At 70.9% G+C, this 16,949-nt stretch carries 15 protein-coding genes; 8 read left to right on the top strand and 7 right to left on the bottom strand.

Annotated features, from left to right (window positions below; genetic code table 11):
* Window positions 1-81 precede the first annotated feature (81 nt).
* The 6 genes from BQ9890_RS11135 to BQ9890_RS11110 all read left to right on the top strand — a co-directional run bounded on the left by BQ9890_RS11135 (window position 82) and on the right by BQ9890_RS11110 (window position 7,408).
* Entirely contained in the window at window positions 82-1,398 is a 1,317-nt protein-coding gene (locus BQ9890_RS11135) for an ABC transporter substrate-binding protein (RefSeq protein WP_075891548.1), read from the top strand.
* A 101-nt stretch (window positions 1,399-1,499) separates the two neighbouring features.
* A complete protein-coding gene (locus BQ9890_RS11130; RefSeq protein ID WP_396142689.1) occupies window positions 1,500-2,594 on the top strand; it encodes a carbohydrate ABC transporter permease in 1,095 nt (364 codons plus the stop codon).
* Window positions 2,591-3,445, top strand: coding sequence for a carbohydrate ABC transporter permease (locus tag BQ9890_RS11125; protein ID WP_075891546.1), 855 nt, complete (start codon window positions 2,591-2,593; stop codon window positions 3,443-3,445). The genes BQ9890_RS11130 and BQ9890_RS11125 overlap by 4 nt, the downstream gene beginning before the upstream one ends.
* 262 nt (window positions 3,446-3,707) lie before the next feature.
* Window positions 3,708-5,474 carry a glycoside hydrolase family 13 protein gene (locus tag BQ9890_RS11120; protein WP_075891544.1) on the top strand — a complete coding sequence of 589 codons (1,767 nt, stop codon included), beginning with the start codon at window positions 3,708-3,710 and terminating at the stop codon, window positions 5,472-5,474.
* Between the two features lie 123 nt (window positions 5,475-5,597).
* Entirely contained in the window at window positions 5,598-6,158 is a 561-nt protein-coding gene (locus tag BQ9890_RS11115; RefSeq protein ID WP_075891542.1) for an NUDIX domain-containing protein, read from the top strand.
* 200 nt (window positions 6,159-6,358) lie between these two features.
* The gene (locus BQ9890_RS11110; protein ID WP_043534819.1) at window positions 6,359-7,408 is read left to right on the top strand and encodes a zinc-binding dehydrogenase; all 1,050 of its coding nucleotides are present in this window, start codon (window positions 6,359-6,361) and stop codon (window positions 7,406-7,408) included.
* Window positions 7,409-7,522: 114 nt separating this feature from the next.
* Here BQ9890_RS11110 and BQ9890_RS11105 read toward each other — a convergent pair whose 3' ends face one another.
* From BQ9890_RS11105 to BQ9890_RS11090, 4 genes are all read right to left on the bottom strand, one after another.
* Window positions 7,523-8,053, bottom strand: coding sequence for a P-loop NTPase family protein (locus BQ9890_RS11105; RefSeq protein ID WP_075893098.1), 531 nt, complete (start codon window positions 8,051-8,053; stop codon window positions 7,523-7,525).
* Window positions 8,054-8,159: 106 nt separating this feature from the next.
* Entirely contained in the window at window positions 8,160-9,104 is a 945-nt protein-coding gene (locus BQ9890_RS11100; protein WP_075893096.1) for an NAD(P)-dependent oxidoreductase, read from the bottom strand.
* Between the two features lie 59 nt (window positions 9,105-9,163).
* Window positions 9,164-9,535, bottom strand: a complete 372-nt coding sequence (locus BQ9890_RS11095) for a MerR family transcriptional regulator (RefSeq protein ID WP_075891540.1) — start codon at window positions 9,533-9,535, stop codon at window positions 9,164-9,166.
* Window positions 9,532-11,769 (bottom strand): amylo-alpha-1,6-glucosidase, encoded by a 2,238-nt coding sequence (locus tag BQ9890_RS11090; protein ID WP_143226320.1) that lies wholly within the window; start codon window positions 11,767-11,769, stop codon window positions 9,532-9,534. The genes BQ9890_RS11095 and BQ9890_RS11090 overlap by 4 nt, the downstream gene beginning before the upstream one ends.
* 151 nt (window positions 11,770-11,920) lie before the next feature.
* Here BQ9890_RS11090 and BQ9890_RS11085 point away from each other — a divergent pair, with 151 nt between their 5' ends.
* Window positions 11,921-13,048, top strand: a complete 1,128-nt coding sequence (locus tag BQ9890_RS11085) for a glycosyltransferase family 4 protein (RefSeq protein ID WP_078062402.1) — start codon at window positions 11,921-11,923, stop codon at window positions 13,046-13,048.
* Between the two features lie 60 nt (window positions 13,049-13,108).
* On the opposite strand, the gene BQ9890_RS11080 is transcribed toward BQ9890_RS11085, so the two are convergent.
* Genes BQ9890_RS11080 through BQ9890_RS11070 form a run of 3 tightly spaced genes read right to left on the bottom strand, consistent with a single transcriptional unit; the run spans window position 13,109 to window position 15,669 of the window.
* A complete protein-coding gene (locus tag BQ9890_RS11080; RefSeq protein ID WP_075891538.1) occupies window positions 13,109-14,104 on the bottom strand; it encodes an acetylxylan esterase in 996 nt (331 codons plus the stop codon).
* A 57-nt stretch (window positions 14,105-14,161) separates the two neighbouring features.
* Window positions 14,162-15,340, bottom strand: a complete 1,179-nt coding sequence (locus tag BQ9890_RS16615) for a permease prefix domain 1-containing protein (RefSeq protein WP_075891536.1) — start codon at window positions 15,338-15,340, stop codon at window positions 14,162-14,164.
* Window positions 15,340-15,669, bottom strand: a complete 330-nt coding sequence (locus tag BQ9890_RS11070; protein ID WP_075891534.1) for a PadR family transcriptional regulator — start codon at window positions 15,667-15,669, stop codon at window positions 15,340-15,342. Before BQ9890_RS11070 ends, BQ9890_RS16615 begins: the two co-directional genes overlap by 1 nt.
* A gap of 360 nt (window positions 15,670-16,029) precedes the next feature.
* On the opposite strand from BQ9890_RS11070, the gene BQ9890_RS11065 reads away from it, so the two are divergent.
* Window positions 16,030-16,911 (top strand): DUF5926 family protein, encoded by an 882-nt coding sequence (locus BQ9890_RS11065; protein ID WP_075891532.1) that lies wholly within the window; start codon window positions 16,030-16,032, stop codon window positions 16,909-16,911.
* The last annotated feature ends 38 nt before the right edge of the window (window positions 16,912-16,949 follow it).

Below are 16,949 nucleotides of genomic sequence, written 5' to 3'. Positions count from 1 at the left end.
CCCTGCAAACGCTTACATTCGGTGGTGCACGTCACGTGATCCCGCGTGACGAGACCAGCACGATGAAGTGATGGAGGCATAATGCGAACGTCCAAGCGCACAGTCGCCGCAACCACGGCGACCCTCGCGGCAGCGGCCATGGTCCTGACGGCGTGCGGTGGGGGTGGTGACCAGTCCGGGGCGAGCGGCTCCGATGGCGGAGCTGCCACGAGTTCCTTCGAGGGAACGGGTCCCTTCACCTACGTCCAGGGCAAGGACAACGGCGGCACGATCCAGCCGATGCTCGACAAGTGGAACGAGGCCCACCCGGACGAGAAGGTCACCATGATCGAGCTCTCGTCCGAGGCCGACCAGCAGCGTCAGTCGATGATCAACAACGCCCAGACGAAGTCCGACGCCTACTGCGTGATGTCGGTCGACAACATCTGGGTGCCCGAGTTCGCCGCGCGCGGTTGGATCGACGAGCTCCCCGCCTCGGAGTTCCCGAAGGACAAGTTCCTCGAGGCGGTCTGGGAGACCGGCACCTACCGGGACAAGGTCTTCGCGATCCCGGCCTCCTCCGACGGCGGTCTGCTCTATTACCGCAAGGACATCCTCGCCAAGGCCGGCATCACCGAGGCACCGACCAGCTGGGAGGACATGGAGGCGGACTGGGAGAAGGTCAAGGCGCTCCCCGAGTACTCCAGCATCGGCGGGTACGCGGGCCAGTTCTACAAGTACGAGGGCTTCACGGTCAACGTCGCCGAGGCGATCAACACCAGCGGCGGCGTGATCCTCGACAGTGACCTCAAGCCCGCGGCCGCCTCCGCCGAGTCCGAGGCCGGGCTCCAGCGCCTGGTCGACGGCTTCAAGTCCGGGTTCATCCCCCAGGAGGCCCTGACCTACAAGGAGGAGGAGGGGCGTGCCGCCTTCGAGGCGGGGCGCATCATCTTCTACCGCAACTGGCCCTACCAGTACTCCCTGACCCAGAAGGCCATCGGTGACGACGCCTTCGGCTTCACCTCCCTCCCCTCTGTGGACGGCAAGCCCGGCGTGTCCTCCCTGGGTGGTCACAACCTGGGTATCTCCAGCTACTGCAAGAACAAGGCTAGCGCCCTGGAGTTCGTCAAGTGGTACACGGACGGAGAGCAGCAGCAGACCCAGCTGAAGGAGGCCTCCCTCGCTCCCGTGTGGACCGAGCTCTACGAGGACGAGACGAACATCAAGGACTTCCCGTACCTGCCGGCGCTGGAGGGGTCCATCAAGAACGCGGTCCCGCGTCCGCGGGCCGTTCAGTACGGCGACACGACCGCGGCCATCCAGGACTCGCTGTGGCCGACCCTCCAGGGGCAGGTCACGCCTGCGGATGCCCTGAAGGACCTGGACGAGAAGCTCGCAGCCCTGGGCAGCGGCAGCTGAGGCCGTCGGCCCGAGGATCCTCAGTGGGAGGGGGTCCCGGTCCGGGCGCAGCACCCGGACCGGGACCCCGCCCTCCAGGCGACTGAAAGGAAGCGAGTGTCGTGTCAACCGCACCTGCCGTGGCGGCCCTGAAGCCGCACGAACGGCACGGGTTCTCCAAACGTGTGAGCCAGGAACGCCGGACCGGCGTGCTCCTGGTCCTCCCCACGGTCCTGGTGATCGTGGTCGTCATCGTCTTTCCCATCATCATGGCGGTCAGGGACTCCTTCTTCGGGGTCGCCGGCATGGACGAGGAGGGCTTCTACTCCGACACCGCGCCGTTCGTCGGACTGGCCAACTATGCGACCATCTTCACCGCCAACGGCGCCCGGTTCTGGAATGCCGCCTGGAACACGACCCTCTTCGGAGTGGTGACGGTGGTCCTGGAGACGTTCCTGGGCGTGATCATGGCGTTGATCATGCACAAGGCCATGCGTGGGCGTGGCATCGTGCGTGCCGCCATCCTCATTCCCTGGGCCGTGCCCACCGCGGTGTCCGCAGTCCTGTGGAAGTGGATCTTCGACGCCCACGGCGCCGCCAACGCGCTGCTCGGCACGCAGATCCTCTGGTCCACCGGCGACTGGTCCGCGAAGTTCGCCGTCATCATCGCCGACGTCTGGAAGACGGCGCCCTTCATCGGGCTCCTCACCCTGGCGGGCCTCCAGGTGATCCCCGACGAGGTCTACGAGGCGGCCAAGATCGACGGGGCCGGGGTGTGGCAGCGCTTCACCCGCATCACCCTCCCCCTGGTCAAGCCCGCCCTGGTCGTCGCCGTCCTCTTCCGCGCCCTGGACGCGCTGAGGATGTACGACCTGCCCTACATCCTCATCGGCGCCCGCAAGCCCTCGGTGGAGACGCTCTCGATGCTCGTCCAGGACGAGGCCTCGAACGTCAGGTACGGGTCGGCGGCGGCCTACGCGATCATCCTCTTCCTCTACATCTTCATCATCGCCTTCGCCTTCATCAGGCTCCTCGGCGCCGATGTCATCGGCTCGGGGGACGACGGAGGGAACAGGAAGCTGAGGATCTTCCGACGGCGCAGGAAGCGCCCCACCGGGCACGAGGGCGAGGACGGTCCGGCCTCACCCGGAGAGGTCCTAGCAGCGGAGAAGGCACTGGCGCAGGACATCGCCGGCAGTGAAGGAGCGCGGTCATGAGCACGAAGGCGGAGTCCCCCAAGCGCATCATCCTGGGCAATGTGGGCTCGGTGCTCGGCATCGGCCTCATCCTCGTCTACTGCCTGGCCCCGTTCTACTGGATGCTCGTCTCCTCCCTGAGACGTCCCCAGGACATCTTCCAGACCAGTTGGTGGCCGACGGTCGTCTCCTTCGAGAACTTCGCGTCGGTGTTCGACCCGGGCCGCCAGTTCGGCCAGGCGCTCATCAACTCCGCGATCGTGTCACTGGTGACCACCGTGATCTCCCTGATCGTGGCGACCTTCGCCGCCTACGCCCTGGCCCGCCTCGAGTTCCCCGGCAAGGGGGTCCTGCTCACGCTGGTCGTGGCGACCTCGATGTTCCCCCTGGTGGCGATCATCGTCCCGCTGCTGCGGTTGTTCACCGACTGGAACTGGATCAACACCTACCAGGCGCTCATCGTCCCCTACCTGTCCTTCGCCCTGCCGCTGGCGGTGTGGAACCTCAACACCTTCTTCCGCCAGATGCCCCGCGAACTCGAGCAGGCGGCGATGGTCGACGGGTGCACACCGTGGCAGGCGTTCCGCAAGATCATCCTGCCCCTGGCGGCACCGGGCATCTTCACCACGGCGATCATCGTGTTCATCAACGCGTGGAACGAGTTCCTCATCGCGTCCACCATGGTCAACAACCCGAGGATGCAGACCGCGCCCGTGGCACTGTCGAAGTTCGGTGGGGCCTCGCAGTTCGAGACCCCCTACGGGTCCCAGATGGCGGCGGGCATCGTCGTCACGATCCCACTGATCCTCCTCGTGCTCTTCTTCCAGAGGCGCATCGTCGCCGGCCTGGCCGCCGGCGGCGTCAAGTCCTGAGGTCCCGGGGACCTGCACCCGCGGGTCCGGGGCCGGGTCCGGCGACCCGGCCCCGGTGTCCGCGGGGACGGGGGCGCCCTCGTCCGCCCCGACACCGGGAGGACGGTGCCCGCCCTCGTCGGTCCCCGGACGCGGCCCCGCCGGGTCCCGACGCCTGGCCGGGCTCGACATCCCCTCCCGGGGCCGGCCCCCACCCCCGGTCGCCGGGGACACCCAAACCCACCACACCCGATCCCGATCACGGAAGGCGCGTCACCCACCCATGAGCGAAACCCCAGGCATCCCCACCACGGAACCCGTCACCGGACCCAATGCGGCGTCCGACTGGTGGCGGACCGCGCTGATCTACCAGATCTACCCGCGTTCCTTCGCCGACGGCAACGGTGACGGCATCGGGGACCTCCGCGGTGTCCTGGACCGCCTCGACCACCTCCACGACCTGGGTGTCGACGCGATCTGGTTCTCCCCCTTCTACCCCTCCCCCCAGTGGGACAACGGCTACGACGTCTCCGACTACTTCGACATCAACCCCGAGTACGGGACGTTGGAGGAGTTCGACGAGGTCCTCCGACGCGCACACGGACTGGGGATGCGGATCATCATCGACGTGGTCCCCAACCACACCTCCTCCGACCACGTGTGGTTCCAGGAGGCCCTGGCAGCCGCACCCGGCTCCCCCGAACGCGATCGCTACATGTTCCGCGAGAGTGGGGACGTCCCTCCCAACAACTGGGGGTCGATGTTCGGTGGGTCGGCCTGGACCCGCGTCGAGGAGGTGACGGGCCACGAGGAGGACAGGGGATGGTGGTACCTGCACCTCTTCGACGTCCACCAGCCCGACCTCAACTGGGACAACCAGGACGTCCACGAGGAGTTCCAGCGCTACTTCCGTTTCTGGCTGGACCGGGGGGTCGACGGCTTCCGTGTCGACGTCGCTCACGGCCTGGTCAAGGCCCAGGGCCTGCCCGATGACCAGATCGGTCCCGACCGGTTCTCCTACGTGGCTGCCGGCGGGAAGGGACGCGTGGAGAAGGCTCCCGATGCCGGTCCGTACTTCGACCAGGACGGCGTCCACGAGATCTACCGGGAGTGGCGCCGCGTCTTCGACGAGTACGGCCGGGACCGGATGCTCGTCGCCGAGGCCTGGGTGGACGACCCGGATCGCATCGCGGCCTACGTCCGATCCGACGAGATGAGCCAGGCCTTCAACTTCGACGTCCTCAAGTGCGGGTGGGACGCCATCGAGCTGCGCTGGACCATCGCCCGCACGTTGGCCTCCAACGCCTCGGTGGGGGCGGTCAACACCTGGGTGCTCTCCAACCATGACGTGGTCCGCCACGCGACGCGGCTCGGCTACCCCTACGGGTCCTCAACCGCCACCGGTATCGGCGTCACGGACCCCCAGCCTGACGAGGAGATCGGCCTGCGCCGCGCACTGGCGCTGACCAGCTTCCTCATGGGACTGCCGGGGTCGATGTACGTCTACAACGGTGAGGAGCTGGGCCTGCCCGAGGCGACCCGGCTGCCCGACGAGGCACGCAAGGACCCGACCTGGTTGCGCTCCGGGCACCGGGTGCGGGGACGCGACGGGTGCCGCGTCCCCCTGCCCTGGGTGGCGGACGCCCCCCACTTCGGCTTCGGCGCGGGTGAGGAGCCGTGGCTGCCCCAGCCTGCCGACTGGGGACGCTTCGCCGTCGACACGGAGCTGGCCGATCCCGGGTCGCCGCTGCACGAGTACCGCCGCACCATCGCCCTCAGGAGGGAGCTCGAGCTCCCGGCGGGCACGTTGACCTGGGTCGATGCCCACCAGGACCTCGTCGTCGCCCGCAACGGTGACGTCGTGGTCGCGCTCAACACCGGTGTCACGCCGCTGCGGGTGCCGGTCCGGGGAAGGGTCGCGCTCCTGTCGGGGACCGTGGAGGCACCCGCATCCGTGGTGGAGGCCGCGGCGCGGGGTGAGTTCGACCTCGAACCGAACCGGGCCGCGTGGATCGTCGTCGACGAGGGCGGGGCCGCGGAGCGGTCCTGAGGGATCCCGCAGGGGTCGGCCGGGTGGGGGCGCGGGGCGTGCGCGCCCCCACCCGGCGCCTGCGCCGTCAGGTCCCGCCCGTCGGCGTGCGGGACGGACGCCGGTCCGGGTAGCCTCGCGCTCGTGCCCCACATCCACACCTCCCCCGGTCAGCACGACCTCACCTGCAGCGCCTACATCGTCCGCACGGACCTGGGTGCTCCCCGGGTCCTCGTGCACCGGCACAGGAAACTGGGGCGCCTCATGCAGGTCGGGGGGCACGTCGAGCTCGCCGAGACACCGTGGTCGGCCCTGGCCCACGAGGTGGTGGAGGAGTCGGGTTACGACCTCGACCAGCTCGCCGTGCTCCAGGTGGTGCCCCTGGACATCGAGGCCCACGGCGCGGTCCGCCACCCCACGCCGTTCCAGGTCAACACGCACAGACTGCCCGGGGACCACCTCCACACCGACCTGGGCTACGCCTTCGTCACGGACCAGGCTCCCCGCCACGCGACCGGCGAGGGTGAGAGCCGGGAGCTGTCCTGGCCCACCCTCGAGGAGCTGTGGGCCGAGGTGGGGCCCGGTGGCGCGCTGGCCGATGTCGCGGAGTTCTACACCGCAGTGGTCGAGCAGCTCCTCCCGGTCGCGGTGGCGCTGCCCGCGGACTCCTTCAGCCTGGAGGACCCGGAGCGGCTGTCGGACTGAGGACGCCGACCTCCGGACCGAGAGGTCACCGCCGGTCCGGGTGCCACCGCCGGTCCGGAAGTCACCGTCCGGGCGGGGCGCCGACGACGGGGCGTGGCGCGGGTCACAGTCACCGGTGTCCGATGCCGTCACGGGAAGTGGGACTTGAGTCCTAGTATCGGTGGGCAACGGCCGTCCCATGATGACAAGGAAGTGATCGTATGGCCGACACGATGCTCGCTGAACGGTTCCACTCGGACACGGGGGAGGTGACCGTCGAGGAGGTCCCCGTCCCCGAGCCCGGGCCCGGACAGGTGCGGATCAAGGTGGCGTACTGCGGGATCTGCCACTCCGACCTGTCGCTGATCAGCGGCCATTTCCCGGCACAGCTGCCGGTGGTGACGCAGGGCCACGAGGCCGCCGGGGTGATCGACGCCCTCGGTGCCGGGGTGTCGGGGTGGGAGGTCGGCGACCGGGTCATCCCCTCGGCCGGCCGACCCTGCCTGGTGTGCCGCCGCTGCCGGCGGGGGGACTTCACGAACTGTCTGGACCTCCACCTCATGGCCTTCGCCTACGACGGGGCCTGGGCGCAGTACACCATCGCCCAGGCGATGGGCCTGACGCGGATCCCCGACGAGGTCGACATGAAGCAGGCCGCGATCCTCGCCGACGCCGTGTCCACCCCCTTCGGCGCCGTGGTCCGCACGGGGAAGGTCCATCCCGGCAATGCGGTCGGCGTGTGGGGCCTGGGCGGTGTCGGCACCCACATCATCCAGCTCGCGCGGCTGGCCGGTGCCGTCCCCCTGATCGGGTTCGACATCGACGACTACGCCCTGGAGCGGGCCCTGAGACTCGGGGCGGACCACGTCTTCCGCAGCGACGACCCGAACCTGGTCGACGAGGTCACCAGGGCCACGGGCGGTCGCATGATCGACGTCGCCTTCGACGCCGTCGGCATCCAGCCCACGCTGCGCCAGGCCGTGTCCGTCCTCGACAACCACGGCAAGGTCGTCACGGTCGGCATGTCGGTCCAGGACATGAACCTGGGGACCTTCCTGGAGTTCAACCTGAAGTCCAAGCAGGTGCTCGGCCACATCGGCTACCAGAACCAGGACATTGGGATGCTCGCCGAGATGCTGAAGTACGGGCGTCTCGACCTGCACGAGTCGGTCACGGAGGTCGTGCCCCTCACCGACATCGCCACCGGGATCGAGCACCTGGAGAAGAAGGTCGGCAACCCGATCCGCATCCTCGTGGACCCCTGGGCCTGAGATCCCGGTCCGGTCGGGTGCCACCGGGGTGGGGTCGACGACGGTGTCGGTCCCACCCCGGAGGCATCCCGCAGGCATCGCGCCGGCACCCCGCAGGTCCGAGACCCCGCAGGTTCAGGGGCGGAGCCCCGCCATCCACCGGTCCACCTCCCGCTGCGACCGCAGCCTGATGACGTGCAGGTCCGGACGGACCGTCGCCACCTCCGGGATGCGACCGCGCAGGGTGTGGCGGTGCGCCCAGGCCCAGCGCACGATGTGGTCGCGGTCGGTGAGGAAGGTCCACAGGGGCGGCTCGGTGTTGCCGTTCCACAACTCCGTGCGGCGCAGGCGCCTGACCACCGTCCGGCGCACGACGCGCCACATGGTGACGCGCACCGGCAGGTCGAGCCACACCAGCGTGTCTGCCCGGTCCGCGATGCGCTCCCGTACCACCCGGTACTGCCACTCGATGACCCACTCCGGGCCGGAGACCACCGCCTCCACGTCCGCCACGAAGCTCGGACGGGGCTGCCAGCCCGGCCCGTGGAAGAGGGCGTCGATCTCCGTCATCGGGAGGCCCAGGCGTGCCCCGATCGAACGGGAGAGGGTCGTCTTGCCGGTGCCCGAGGTCCCGGCGACCGTCACGCGCCGGGGATGCCAGTCCACGGGGTCGAGGGGCCCGAGGAAGCGGGCGCCCGCTCTCCCGGACCGGTCCTCCGTCGCGTGCCGGTCGGGGTGGTGACCTCCGCCGGACGGTGACCTCACCGCGACGTCACCGCGCCACCACACCGATCATGTCCCCGCCGAGACCCAGCAGGGCGCGCACGTTGTGGGCGATCCTCTCCTCGACGCCCACCGGCCGCCCACCCGCCGCGTGAGGGGTGATGAGCAGGTGCGGGGCGTCCCACAGGGGCGAGTCCGCCGGGAGTGGTTCGACCTCGGTGACGTCGAGTGCCGCCGCACCGATCCTTCCCTCACGCAGCGCCTCGACCAGGGCCACCTCGTCGACCGTGCTGCCACGGCCGACGTTGACGACCTGGGTGTGGTCGGGCAGGAGGTCCAGCACCCGGGCGTCCAGGGCGTGGTGGGTGTCGGGGTGCGAGGGGAGGACCATGACGAGGACGTCCGCCGCGCGCAGCGCGGCGTCGGCCTCGTCCACCGCCACGACGGGGAACCCGGCGCGCTCGCCGGAGGAGTGGGCGATGCCGGTGACGTGGGCGCCGAGCGCCGCGAAGCGCTGAGCCGCCACCTGGCCGATCGCCCCGAAGCCCCACACGACCACGTTCGACTCCCACAGGGTGGTGACCCTGTCGGCGGGGTGCAGCGGCTGGATCCCGCCGAGGGTGGAGTCCCAGCGGTGCGCGGCCTGGGCGGTGAGGCAGTCGGGGATCCGCCGCAGGTTCGCGAGGGCGAGGGCGAGGGCGTGTTCGGCGACCGTGTCGTCGTGGAAGTGCTCCCCGTTGGTGATGACGATGTCACGGGGGAGGTCCAGGGCCAGGATCCTGTCGGGGCCGGCGGCAAGAGTCTGGATCCAGCGCAGGTGCGGCAGGTCGGCGAAGAAGACGCGGAGGTCGGGGTACTGCCCCCACAGGACGACCGCCTCGGCATCGCGGTGCTCGGCGGGGACGCGCTGGCGCTCGTCGAAGGGGACCGCCACGACACCCTCGGGCAGGTTCAGGGGCCCGAGTCGGGTCATCTCGGTGACCAGGATCTTCATGTCGTCCTCCACATCAGGTCGTCGTGGAGCCATTGTCCTCCACGGGCGGTCCCACCACCTCAGGGGTGATGGTCCCCCGTGCCCGTGCCCGTGCCCGCGCCGGTGCCGGTGAGTGCGGGTGTCCCACCCCGGGTGGTCCGCAGTTCCTCCTCGAGCTCGCGCACCCGGGCGCGCAGCTCGAGGATTCGGTGGATGCCCGCGGGGGTGATCCCCTCCCGGGAGAGCTCGGTGACCTCGTGGAGGGTCTCGAGGTCCTCACGGGAGTAGCGGCGGTGGCCGCCCTGTGAGCGCACCGGTGAGACGAAGTGCAGGTCCTCGAGCCGGCGTACGGCCGGCTGCCCGGTGCCCAGCAGTTCGGCCACCTGTCCGATGGTGTAGAGGGGACGCCGACGGTCCTCGAGCGCCTCGGAGGGGGACTCGTGCCCGGTCATGCCTCGTGCCCCCGCACCCTCAGCCCGGAGCCCAGTCCGTGCACCTCCGCACGTGCGGGCCCCGCCTCGATCCGGACCTGGCCCCCGTCGACGGGCAGTCTGCGCACGAGGACGTCCCCGACCGAACGTGGCGTCGGTGCCACGTCGACGAACCCGCGCGGGACGTCGACGTCCAACCCGATGGCCAGCCGCAGCATCTCGTAGGGTGTCGCCGCCGCCCAGGCCTGCGGCGAGCAGGAGGTCGGGTAGGGGACCGGGGTGGCCAGCTCGGAGCGCGCGAAACCGCAGAAGAGCTCCGGGAGCCGGCCGTCGAAGGCCTCCACGGCGTCGAGGAGGCCGCGCACGACGCTGAGGGCCTCCTCGCGGTGGCCGCAGGCCGCCATCCCCGCCGCGCAGATCACGGTGTCGTGGGGCCACACGGACCCGCAGTGGTAGCTCGCGGGGTTGAAGGCGCAGGAGTCCGCAGAGAGGGTCCGGATCCCGAAGCCGGAGAACATGTCGGGTGCCATGAGCCGTCCGACGACCCGGTCGACCAGCGAGTCGTCGACGATGCCCGTCCACAGGCAGTGGCCGATGTTGGAGGTCACCGAGGCGACGCGGTTCTTGTCCCCGTCCAGGGCCATGGCGAGGAACCCCGTGGACTCGTCCCAGAAGGCGCGGTGGAAGTCGGCCCGCAGGCGCGCGGCCCGGACCCGCAGACGTGCGGCTGCGTCCGCGTCACCCCACGCCTCCTCGAGGTCCGCCCCCGCGAGGAACGCGGCGTGGCAGTACCCCTGGACCTCCGCCAGGGCGATGGGGGCCCTGGCGAGGCGCCCGTCGGGCATGACCACTGAGTCCCCGCTGTCCTTCCACCCCTGGTTGAGGAGCCCCCGGTCGGTGGAACGCTGGTACTCCACGAACCCGTCGCCGTCGCGGTCCCCGTACTCGTCGATCCACCGCAGGGCCGCCTCGACGGGCCCGCGCAGGGAGGACAGCTCCGCAGCGGGGATGCCCCAGCGCAGGAGCCGACCGGCCACCATCACGAACAGCGGGGTGGAGTCGATGGAGCCGTAGTAGACGCTCGCCCCACCCAGGGCCTGGGACGGGTCGGTGCCGAGCCGGAGCTCGTGGAGGATCTTGCCGGGCTGCTCCTCGCTCATGGGGTCCACGCTGCGTCCCTGCAGCCGGGCGAGGGTCCGCAGCGTCCCCATGGCCAGACGTGGGGCGAAGGGCAGGGTCATCCAGCTGGTCAGCAGGGAGTCACGCCCGAAGAGGGTCATGAACCAGGGGGCCCCGGCCGCGACGACCTCGTCCTCGGGGTGGTCCGGATAGGTGATCCGCAGTGCCCCCAGGTCACGCCGGGACACGTCCAGCGCGTGGGCCAGGACGGTGTTCTCCACGGAGAAGGTGGCGGTGTCCTCCCGCCAGCCCCGCATCTTCCGGGCGGGCGGGGCGGCCTCGAGCGGTCGGTCGATGGGGAAGTCGGGCTCCTGCTCGTGGCCCTGCACCGAGGTCAGCGCCTCCACCGTGGTGGACCAGGAGGACTGGGGGGCGACGACCGCGCGCATGACGAGGGCCCCGGGGACGGCGTGGGCGCCCCGGGCCGTCACGCGCACACCGCGCTGGGTCATGCCGTTGTCGTACCAGAGCACCAGGGAGGACCCCTCCACCCGGCGCTCCACCCGGCGCGCGCTCGCGGGTGCGCGGTTCTCCTTGACCTCGAAGAGGTCGGCGAAGTCGGAGTCCACCGAGAGGGTGAGGTCGAGTCCGACCGCCTCGGGCCCGAAGTTGTGCACGGTGAGGTCCTCGCGCATGCCGCTGGCCACCAGGCGGTGGCGTTCGACGACCACGGTGGGCTCCAGACGGCCGGGGCGCGTGGGGGCCCGGCCCACGAAGAGGCACTCGTAGGGTTCCTGGGGCAGCGTGGCCAGGGCCTCCAGGGGGGAGCCGTCGACCAGGAGCTGCCACCGGGACAGGACCCGGGTGTCACGGACGAAGAACCCCTCGGCAGGGGCGTCGCCGATGTCCCCGCGCTGGCCGGACACGCAGAACGAGGACCCTCCCACCAGCGTCGACTGCGCGGAGTCCGTCGAGCGCAGACCCCGCGGGCGCGTCTCGTCGGAGTCGATGGGGGACGAGGGCGACCCCGGGTCGTCCGCCGTCCCCGTGGCCCCCCCGACGTCGTCCGGGCCGGGGGACGGTTCCTCCGGACGGGAGGCGGCTCCCGCAGCACCGGCAGTTCCCTGATCGGACATCACGCATCAAGACCTTCACAGCCCACTGGAGAAAACCTGTCTTTGATGGTACAGGATATCGGCGTTACGATGCACAGGCACCGAGCAGGTGGGTGGACTGCCGGGACACGGTGCCCCGCGCCCCTCCTGCGATGGACCAGACGGAGGAGGAATGGTGTCCGGGGCAGAGTCCGTGACGGGGATGCACAGGCTGGACGGTCAGGCGGGGTCGGGGGAGGACGGGCCCCTGCGCATCGGGATCGTCGCCCCACCGTGGTTCGAGGTCCCCCCGCAGGGGTACGGCGGCACCGAGGCCGTCGTGGGCGCCCTCGTGGACCAGCTCGTCGACCTCGGCCACGAGGTCACCCTCGTCGCCTCCGGGCCGGCCCGGACCCGTGCCTCCCACTTCGTCCAGGTGTACGCCACCCCGCCCTCCCAGGAGCTGGGGAGCTCCGCCATGCCGGAGGTCATCGACGCCGCGCAGGCCGCCGAGGCCCTGGAGGACCTCGACCTCGACATCGTCCACGACCACAGCCTGGCGGGTCCACTGCTCGCCCGCGGACGTTCCGTCCCGACCGTGGTGACCATGCACGGGCCGGTGGACGGTGAGAACGGGGACTACTACGGCAGGCTCGGGTCCAGTGTCGGCGTCGTGGCGATCTCCGATGCCCAGCGCCGGGCGAACCCGCACCTGAACTGGGTGGGCACGGTCCACAACGCCGTCGACGTCACGTCCTTCCCCTTCAGCGCCGACAAGGGGCGCGACGTGGTGTGGATCGGTCGCTTCTGCGAGGACAAGGCACCCCACCTCGCCATCGACGCGGCCCGCGCCGCGGGGCGCAGGATCGTCCTGGCGGGCAAGCTCAACGAGCCCGCCGAGCGTGAGTACTTCGACCGGGAGATCCGGCCCCGCCTCGGTGAGGACGTCGACTACGTGGGCGAGGCGGACGCGGTGCTCAAGCGCCGCCTCTACGAGCACGCCGCCTGCCTCCTCTTCCCCATCCAGTGGGAGGAGCCCTTCGGCATGGTCATGGCCGAGGCCATGGCGTGCGGGACGCCCGTCGTGGCCACGCGCCGCGGCTCCGTGCCCGAGGTGGTCGACGACGGGCGCACCGGGATCATCGTCGACGAGGTCTCCGACCTGCCCGCCGCCATCGCCCGCGCGGAGGATCTCGACCCCCGTGCGTGCCGCGCGTGGGTCCGCGAGCACTTCGACCTGCCCGTGATGGCACGCGGCTACGAGGGCGTCTACCGTTCCCTCATCGCCCGCAGCCGTGGCGACCGCCCGGGTGGCCGGTAGCGGCACTGCACCGGCGACGCAGCCGGTGGGGCCCAGCTCCACCGCGTCGCCTGAAGCCCCTCAGGCGTGGTCCGCCGCGGTGTCCGCGTCCTCCAGGCGCTCCCTCAGCCACCCCACCTGCCTCAGCCACTGGTGACCCTGGCCGCCCTCGTGGTCGTTGAAGGGGTAGACGACGATCTCCGCCTCCCCTCCCCAGCGGTTGCGCGCGGCGAAGACGGTGGAGGGCGGGCAGGTGGAGTCCATGAGCGCGGTGGAGAAGAGGGCGGGGGCCGTCGCCCGCGCGGCGAGGAGGGCCCCGTCGAAGTAGGACAGCGTCGAGAAGACCGCCGACTCCCTCCCCCGCATCACCGACAGGTAGCGGGCGATCTCCCCGTAGGGGTCGCCGCCGGTCAGGCCCACGGCGCGGCGGAAGTGGCAGAGGAAGGGCACGTCCGGCATGGCCGCGACCACGCGGTGGTTGAGGGCGGCGGCGGCGATCGTGAGCCCGCCGCCCTGGCTGATGCCCTGGACGGCGATGCGTGTGGGGTCCACCCAGGGCAGGGCGGCGGCCGCCTCGACCGCGTGGTGGGCGTCGACGTAGACACGGCGGTAGTAGTAGGTCTCGGGGGACTCGATGCCTCGGGTCATGAACCCGGGCGTGGAGGTGCCGGTGCCGTGGGGGTCTGCGGTCGCCCCACCGTCCCCCCAGGAGGCTCCCTGACCGCGGGTGTCCATGAGCAGATGGACGAATCCCGCGCTGGCCCACTGCAGGTGGTCCCCGGGAAGTCCCCGGCCCCCGCCGTACCCGAGGAACTCCACGACGGCCGGCAGTGGGCCGCTGGCACCCGCCGGCAGGGTCACCCAGGCGCGCACCGGGTCGCCCCCGTACCCGGGGAAGGCGAGGTCATGGACCTCCACCGTCGTGAAGGGGGAGTCGAGGCGCTGCCACCGCATGGCCGCGGGGTCGAAGGGGTGCTCCGCCAGGGTCCGGGACCAGAACCCGTCGAGGTCGACGGGCTCGGGGATGTCGGGGGCGTAGGTCTCCAGCTCGTCGGGGTCGAGGTCGTAGCGCTGCACCGCGGGTCCTTCCGTGCACGGGGGTGACGGGGACGAGCATATGCCGACCCCTCCCCCTCAGTTGCGCCGTGACTGCCACGCCCCGATGCCACCCGCGATCGCGGCGAAGACGAGGGCACCCAGGGGCCAGATCAGCCAGGAGCGGTCCCACGCATTCCCGAGGAAGCTCCACGCCAGGAAGACCGCCGTCAGCAGTGGCCAGTAGGCGGCGGCGAAGGCGCCGACCAGGCGGGATCCGCGCTGTTCGGGCTGACCGGAGGGGAGGTCGCCCTCGTCGGTGAGGACCTCGGCGACCGAGTGCGCCCACGACGCGGGCAGCAGGACCAGCAGGCCGAGCGCCACCATGACGAGGGTGAGGCCCACCCCGATCCCGGGTGCCGCGTCCGCCCATGCCGCACTGTGGTCGGAGATGAGCCCTCCCGCGATGGTCGGGACCGCGCAGAGGATCCACAGGGCCACGGCAACCATGAGGGCGGTGGTGCGTCGGGGCTCCGACGCTGCGCGCAGCTGCTGCGCCCACGCCGAGACCGCTGGGTCGCGGGTGAACTCGCCCTCACTGAGGCGTTCGAAGGGGGCCAGCTCCTGGTTGCGTCGGATCAGCAGGGACACGCCGGCGACGACGAGGAGCAGGAGCACCCCGATCCCGGTCCCCGTCACCAGGGTGTCGTCCATGCGGAGCAGGGGACTCCCCGACATCGTGGACAGCACGACCAGGACGACGGGGCTGATGACGAAGAGGGCGACGGCGCAGGCCAGCGACCAGCGGGTGCGGTGGCGGGCGTCGGCGAAGGCCTGTGCCTCCTCCAGGGTGACGACGGGGTGGACGGGTGTGGGAGGGGATGCCGGGGCCTGCGGGCCGGCGGGCGTGCCGGGTGTCGCTCCCGTCGGCGTGCCCGTTCCCCCCGGGGCCGTGGAGTCGGTCCGGTACGGCGCTGCCGGGGAGTCCGGGCGGTGGGGGGTGCCGACGGGTCCCGAGCCGTCCGGGACCCCGGTGGCGCCCGGCGTGGGACCTGCGCGCAGGTCCGAGGAGATCCCGAGGACGGGGGCGAGCTCGTCGAGGTTGCCGAACTCGGTGATCACCTGACCCACGGCCTCGTTGTGGGAACGGCCCTGGGCGAGCAGCTCGGAGTACTTGTCCTCCATCATGGCGCGCAGTTCCGCCTTGGCCTCCTCCAGGCGGGGCGTGGCCGGGTAGGGGGAGAACATGGTCTCGAGGTAGGCGACGATGACGTCCATCAGAGGATTCCTTTCACGAAGCGGTCGACGACGGACTTCGTCGCCGCCCACTCCTCGCACTTCTCGACGAGGGCGGACGAGCCCGCTGGGGTGAGGCGGTAGTAGGTGCGCGGCTTGCCCGAGGGCGAGAGACCCGGATAGGACTCGACCAGGCCGGAGGCCTCGAGGCGCTTGACGGCTGAGTAGAGGGTGGTCTGCTTGATCGTGTACTCGCCCTCGGAGACCTCGGAGATGGTGTGGGCGAGTTCGTAGGCGTAGGAGGGGGCAGTGCGCAGGACGGAGAGGATCATGATGTCCACGTAGCCACGGATGGCGTCGGCGCTGATCATCGGCCCCTCCTGCGGTGTGGCCCGACCGGGTCGTCCGGTGTGGCCCGGGCGGGCGGTCACGGTGTCCGGTCCGGGTGACCGGGCCGCGGTGTCGGGATCCTGGTGTCCGGATCCTCGTGGTCCTGTTCCGGTCGCGAGTTCCCACCGGAACGGATACGGCAAGCGTACTACGTCTGACGTACTACGGCGAGCGAAGTCGGGGAGGTCGACGGACAGTGTCCCGCCCGGTCCCGCCCGACCACGTGTCCGACTGTGCATCTGAGCTGGTGGTGGTGCTGGTCCGCCCTCGTCCCCGGGTCGGCGACGTCGCACGGGCCGCCGTCACCTCGGCAGCCATGCCTTCGCGGTAGTCTGGCGGCCATGGGAAAAGCCAGTCGCCGCAAGAAGGTCACCAACGCCGCCACCCGTCCCGCGTACCGCGCCCCGATCCCCTTCGTGGACCGCCCCTACCAGGGTCTCGCCGCCGAGGTCGAGCTCGTCGCCATGCGGGAGATCATCCCCTGCGCGGTGATGACGGCGCGCACTGACGCCGACCACGGCGGGCGCGAGTTCGACTTCGTCACCCTGCTCCCCGACGGGCATCCCGCGATGGTGCGTCCCGACGGGCGCATCCTCGTGGCACTCCAGACGCGCTTCCACTCCGGGGACCTCTCCCACGACGCGGCCGGCGCGCTGCTGGCCGCCCTCGTACGCGCCGACGAGGGCGGGGAGGGCACCGTCACCTTCGACGTCCGCGACCCCGCTCCCCGCCTCCAAGACGTCCTCGACGACACGGTCGTCCCGGAGATGGAGATCCGGGAGGACTTCGGCTACTGGTTCGACCCGACCTCCGAGCTCACCCGCGAGATGGAGCAGGCCCTGGAGCAGAACCGTGCCGACGTGGTGCCCACGGCCGCCGTCCCCGGGGTCCCCGGCATGTACTGGTGCGAGATGAACCGCACCTTCGTCCGCTACGTCACCGACGTGGACGAGTCGAAGCTGTTCACGGCCCTGGCCCGCCTCCAGGCCGCGGGCGCTGCGCGCATGGGGGAGGGGTCGCGTTTCGTGGGGGCCTTCCGTGCCTGCGGCATCGCGATCCCCGTCTTCGAGATCCCCGACGGTGTGGGCCCTGAGGAGGTCGCCGACGATGCGGCCGCCCTGGCTGCGGCCCTGACGGAGGCGCTCGCGGTCACCACGGCGCTGACCCCGGAGGAGCGTCGTGCCCGCGAGGGCCTGGTGTCACGGCAGGTCACCATTCGTTGAGACGGGCCCGCGGCACGGGCAAAGAGCGGGTAATCTTG

It is taken from the genome of Actinomyces provencensis (assembly GCF_900155435.1).
GTDB lineage: Bacteria > Actinomycetota > Actinomycetes > Actinomycetales > Actinomycetaceae > Pauljensenia > Pauljensenia provencensis.
Note: the sequence above shows the minus strand (reverse complement) of the source record. Positions and strands in the feature narration are given on the sequence as shown.

What these genes read in the sequence shown, in the direction of transcription:
- BQ9890_RS11065 (WP_075891532.1), top strand. Translation starts at nt 16,030, where the DNA reads ATGGGAAAAGCCAGTCGCCGCAAGAAGGTCACCAACGCCGCCACCCGT.
- BQ9890_RS11110 (WP_043534819.1), top strand. Translation starts at nt 6,359, where the DNA reads ATGGCCGACACGATGCTCGCTGAACGGTTCCACTCGGACACGGGGGAG.
- BQ9890_RS11100 (WP_075893096.1), bottom strand. Translation starts at nt 9,104, where the DNA reads ATGAAGATCCTGGTCACCGAGATGACCCGACTCGGGCCCCTGAACCTG.
- BQ9890_RS11090 (WP_143226320.1), bottom strand. Translation starts at nt 11,769, where the DNA reads ATGTCCGATCAGGGAACTGCCGGTGCTGCGGGAGCCGCCTCCCGTCCG.
- BQ9890_RS16615 (WP_075891536.1), bottom strand. Translation starts at nt 15,340, where the DNA reads ATGGACGTCATCGTCGCCTACCTCGAGACCATGTTCTCCCCCTACCCG.
- BQ9890_RS11120 (WP_075891544.1), top strand. Translation starts at nt 3,708, where the DNA reads ATGAGCGAAACCCCAGGCATCCCCACCACGGAACCCGTCACCGGACCC.
- BQ9890_RS11070 (WP_075891534.1), bottom strand. Translation starts at nt 15,669, where the DNA reads ATGATCAGCGCCGACGCCATCCGTGGCTACGTGGACATCATGATCCTC.
- BQ9890_RS11135 (WP_075891548.1), top strand. Translation starts at nt 82, where the DNA reads ATGCGAACGTCCAAGCGCACAGTCGCCGCAACCACGGCGACCCTCGCG.
- BQ9890_RS11085 (WP_078062402.1), top strand. Translation starts at nt 11,921, where the DNA reads ATGGTGTCCGGGGCAGAGTCCGTGACGGGGATGCACAGGCTGGACGGT.
- BQ9890_RS11095 (WP_075891540.1), bottom strand. Translation starts at nt 9,535, where the DNA reads ATGACCGGGCACGAGTCCCCCTCCGAGGCGCTCGAGGACCGTCGGCGT.
- BQ9890_RS11125 (WP_075891546.1), top strand. Translation starts at nt 2,591, where the DNA reads ATGAGCACGAAGGCGGAGTCCCCCAAGCGCATCATCCTGGGCAATGTG.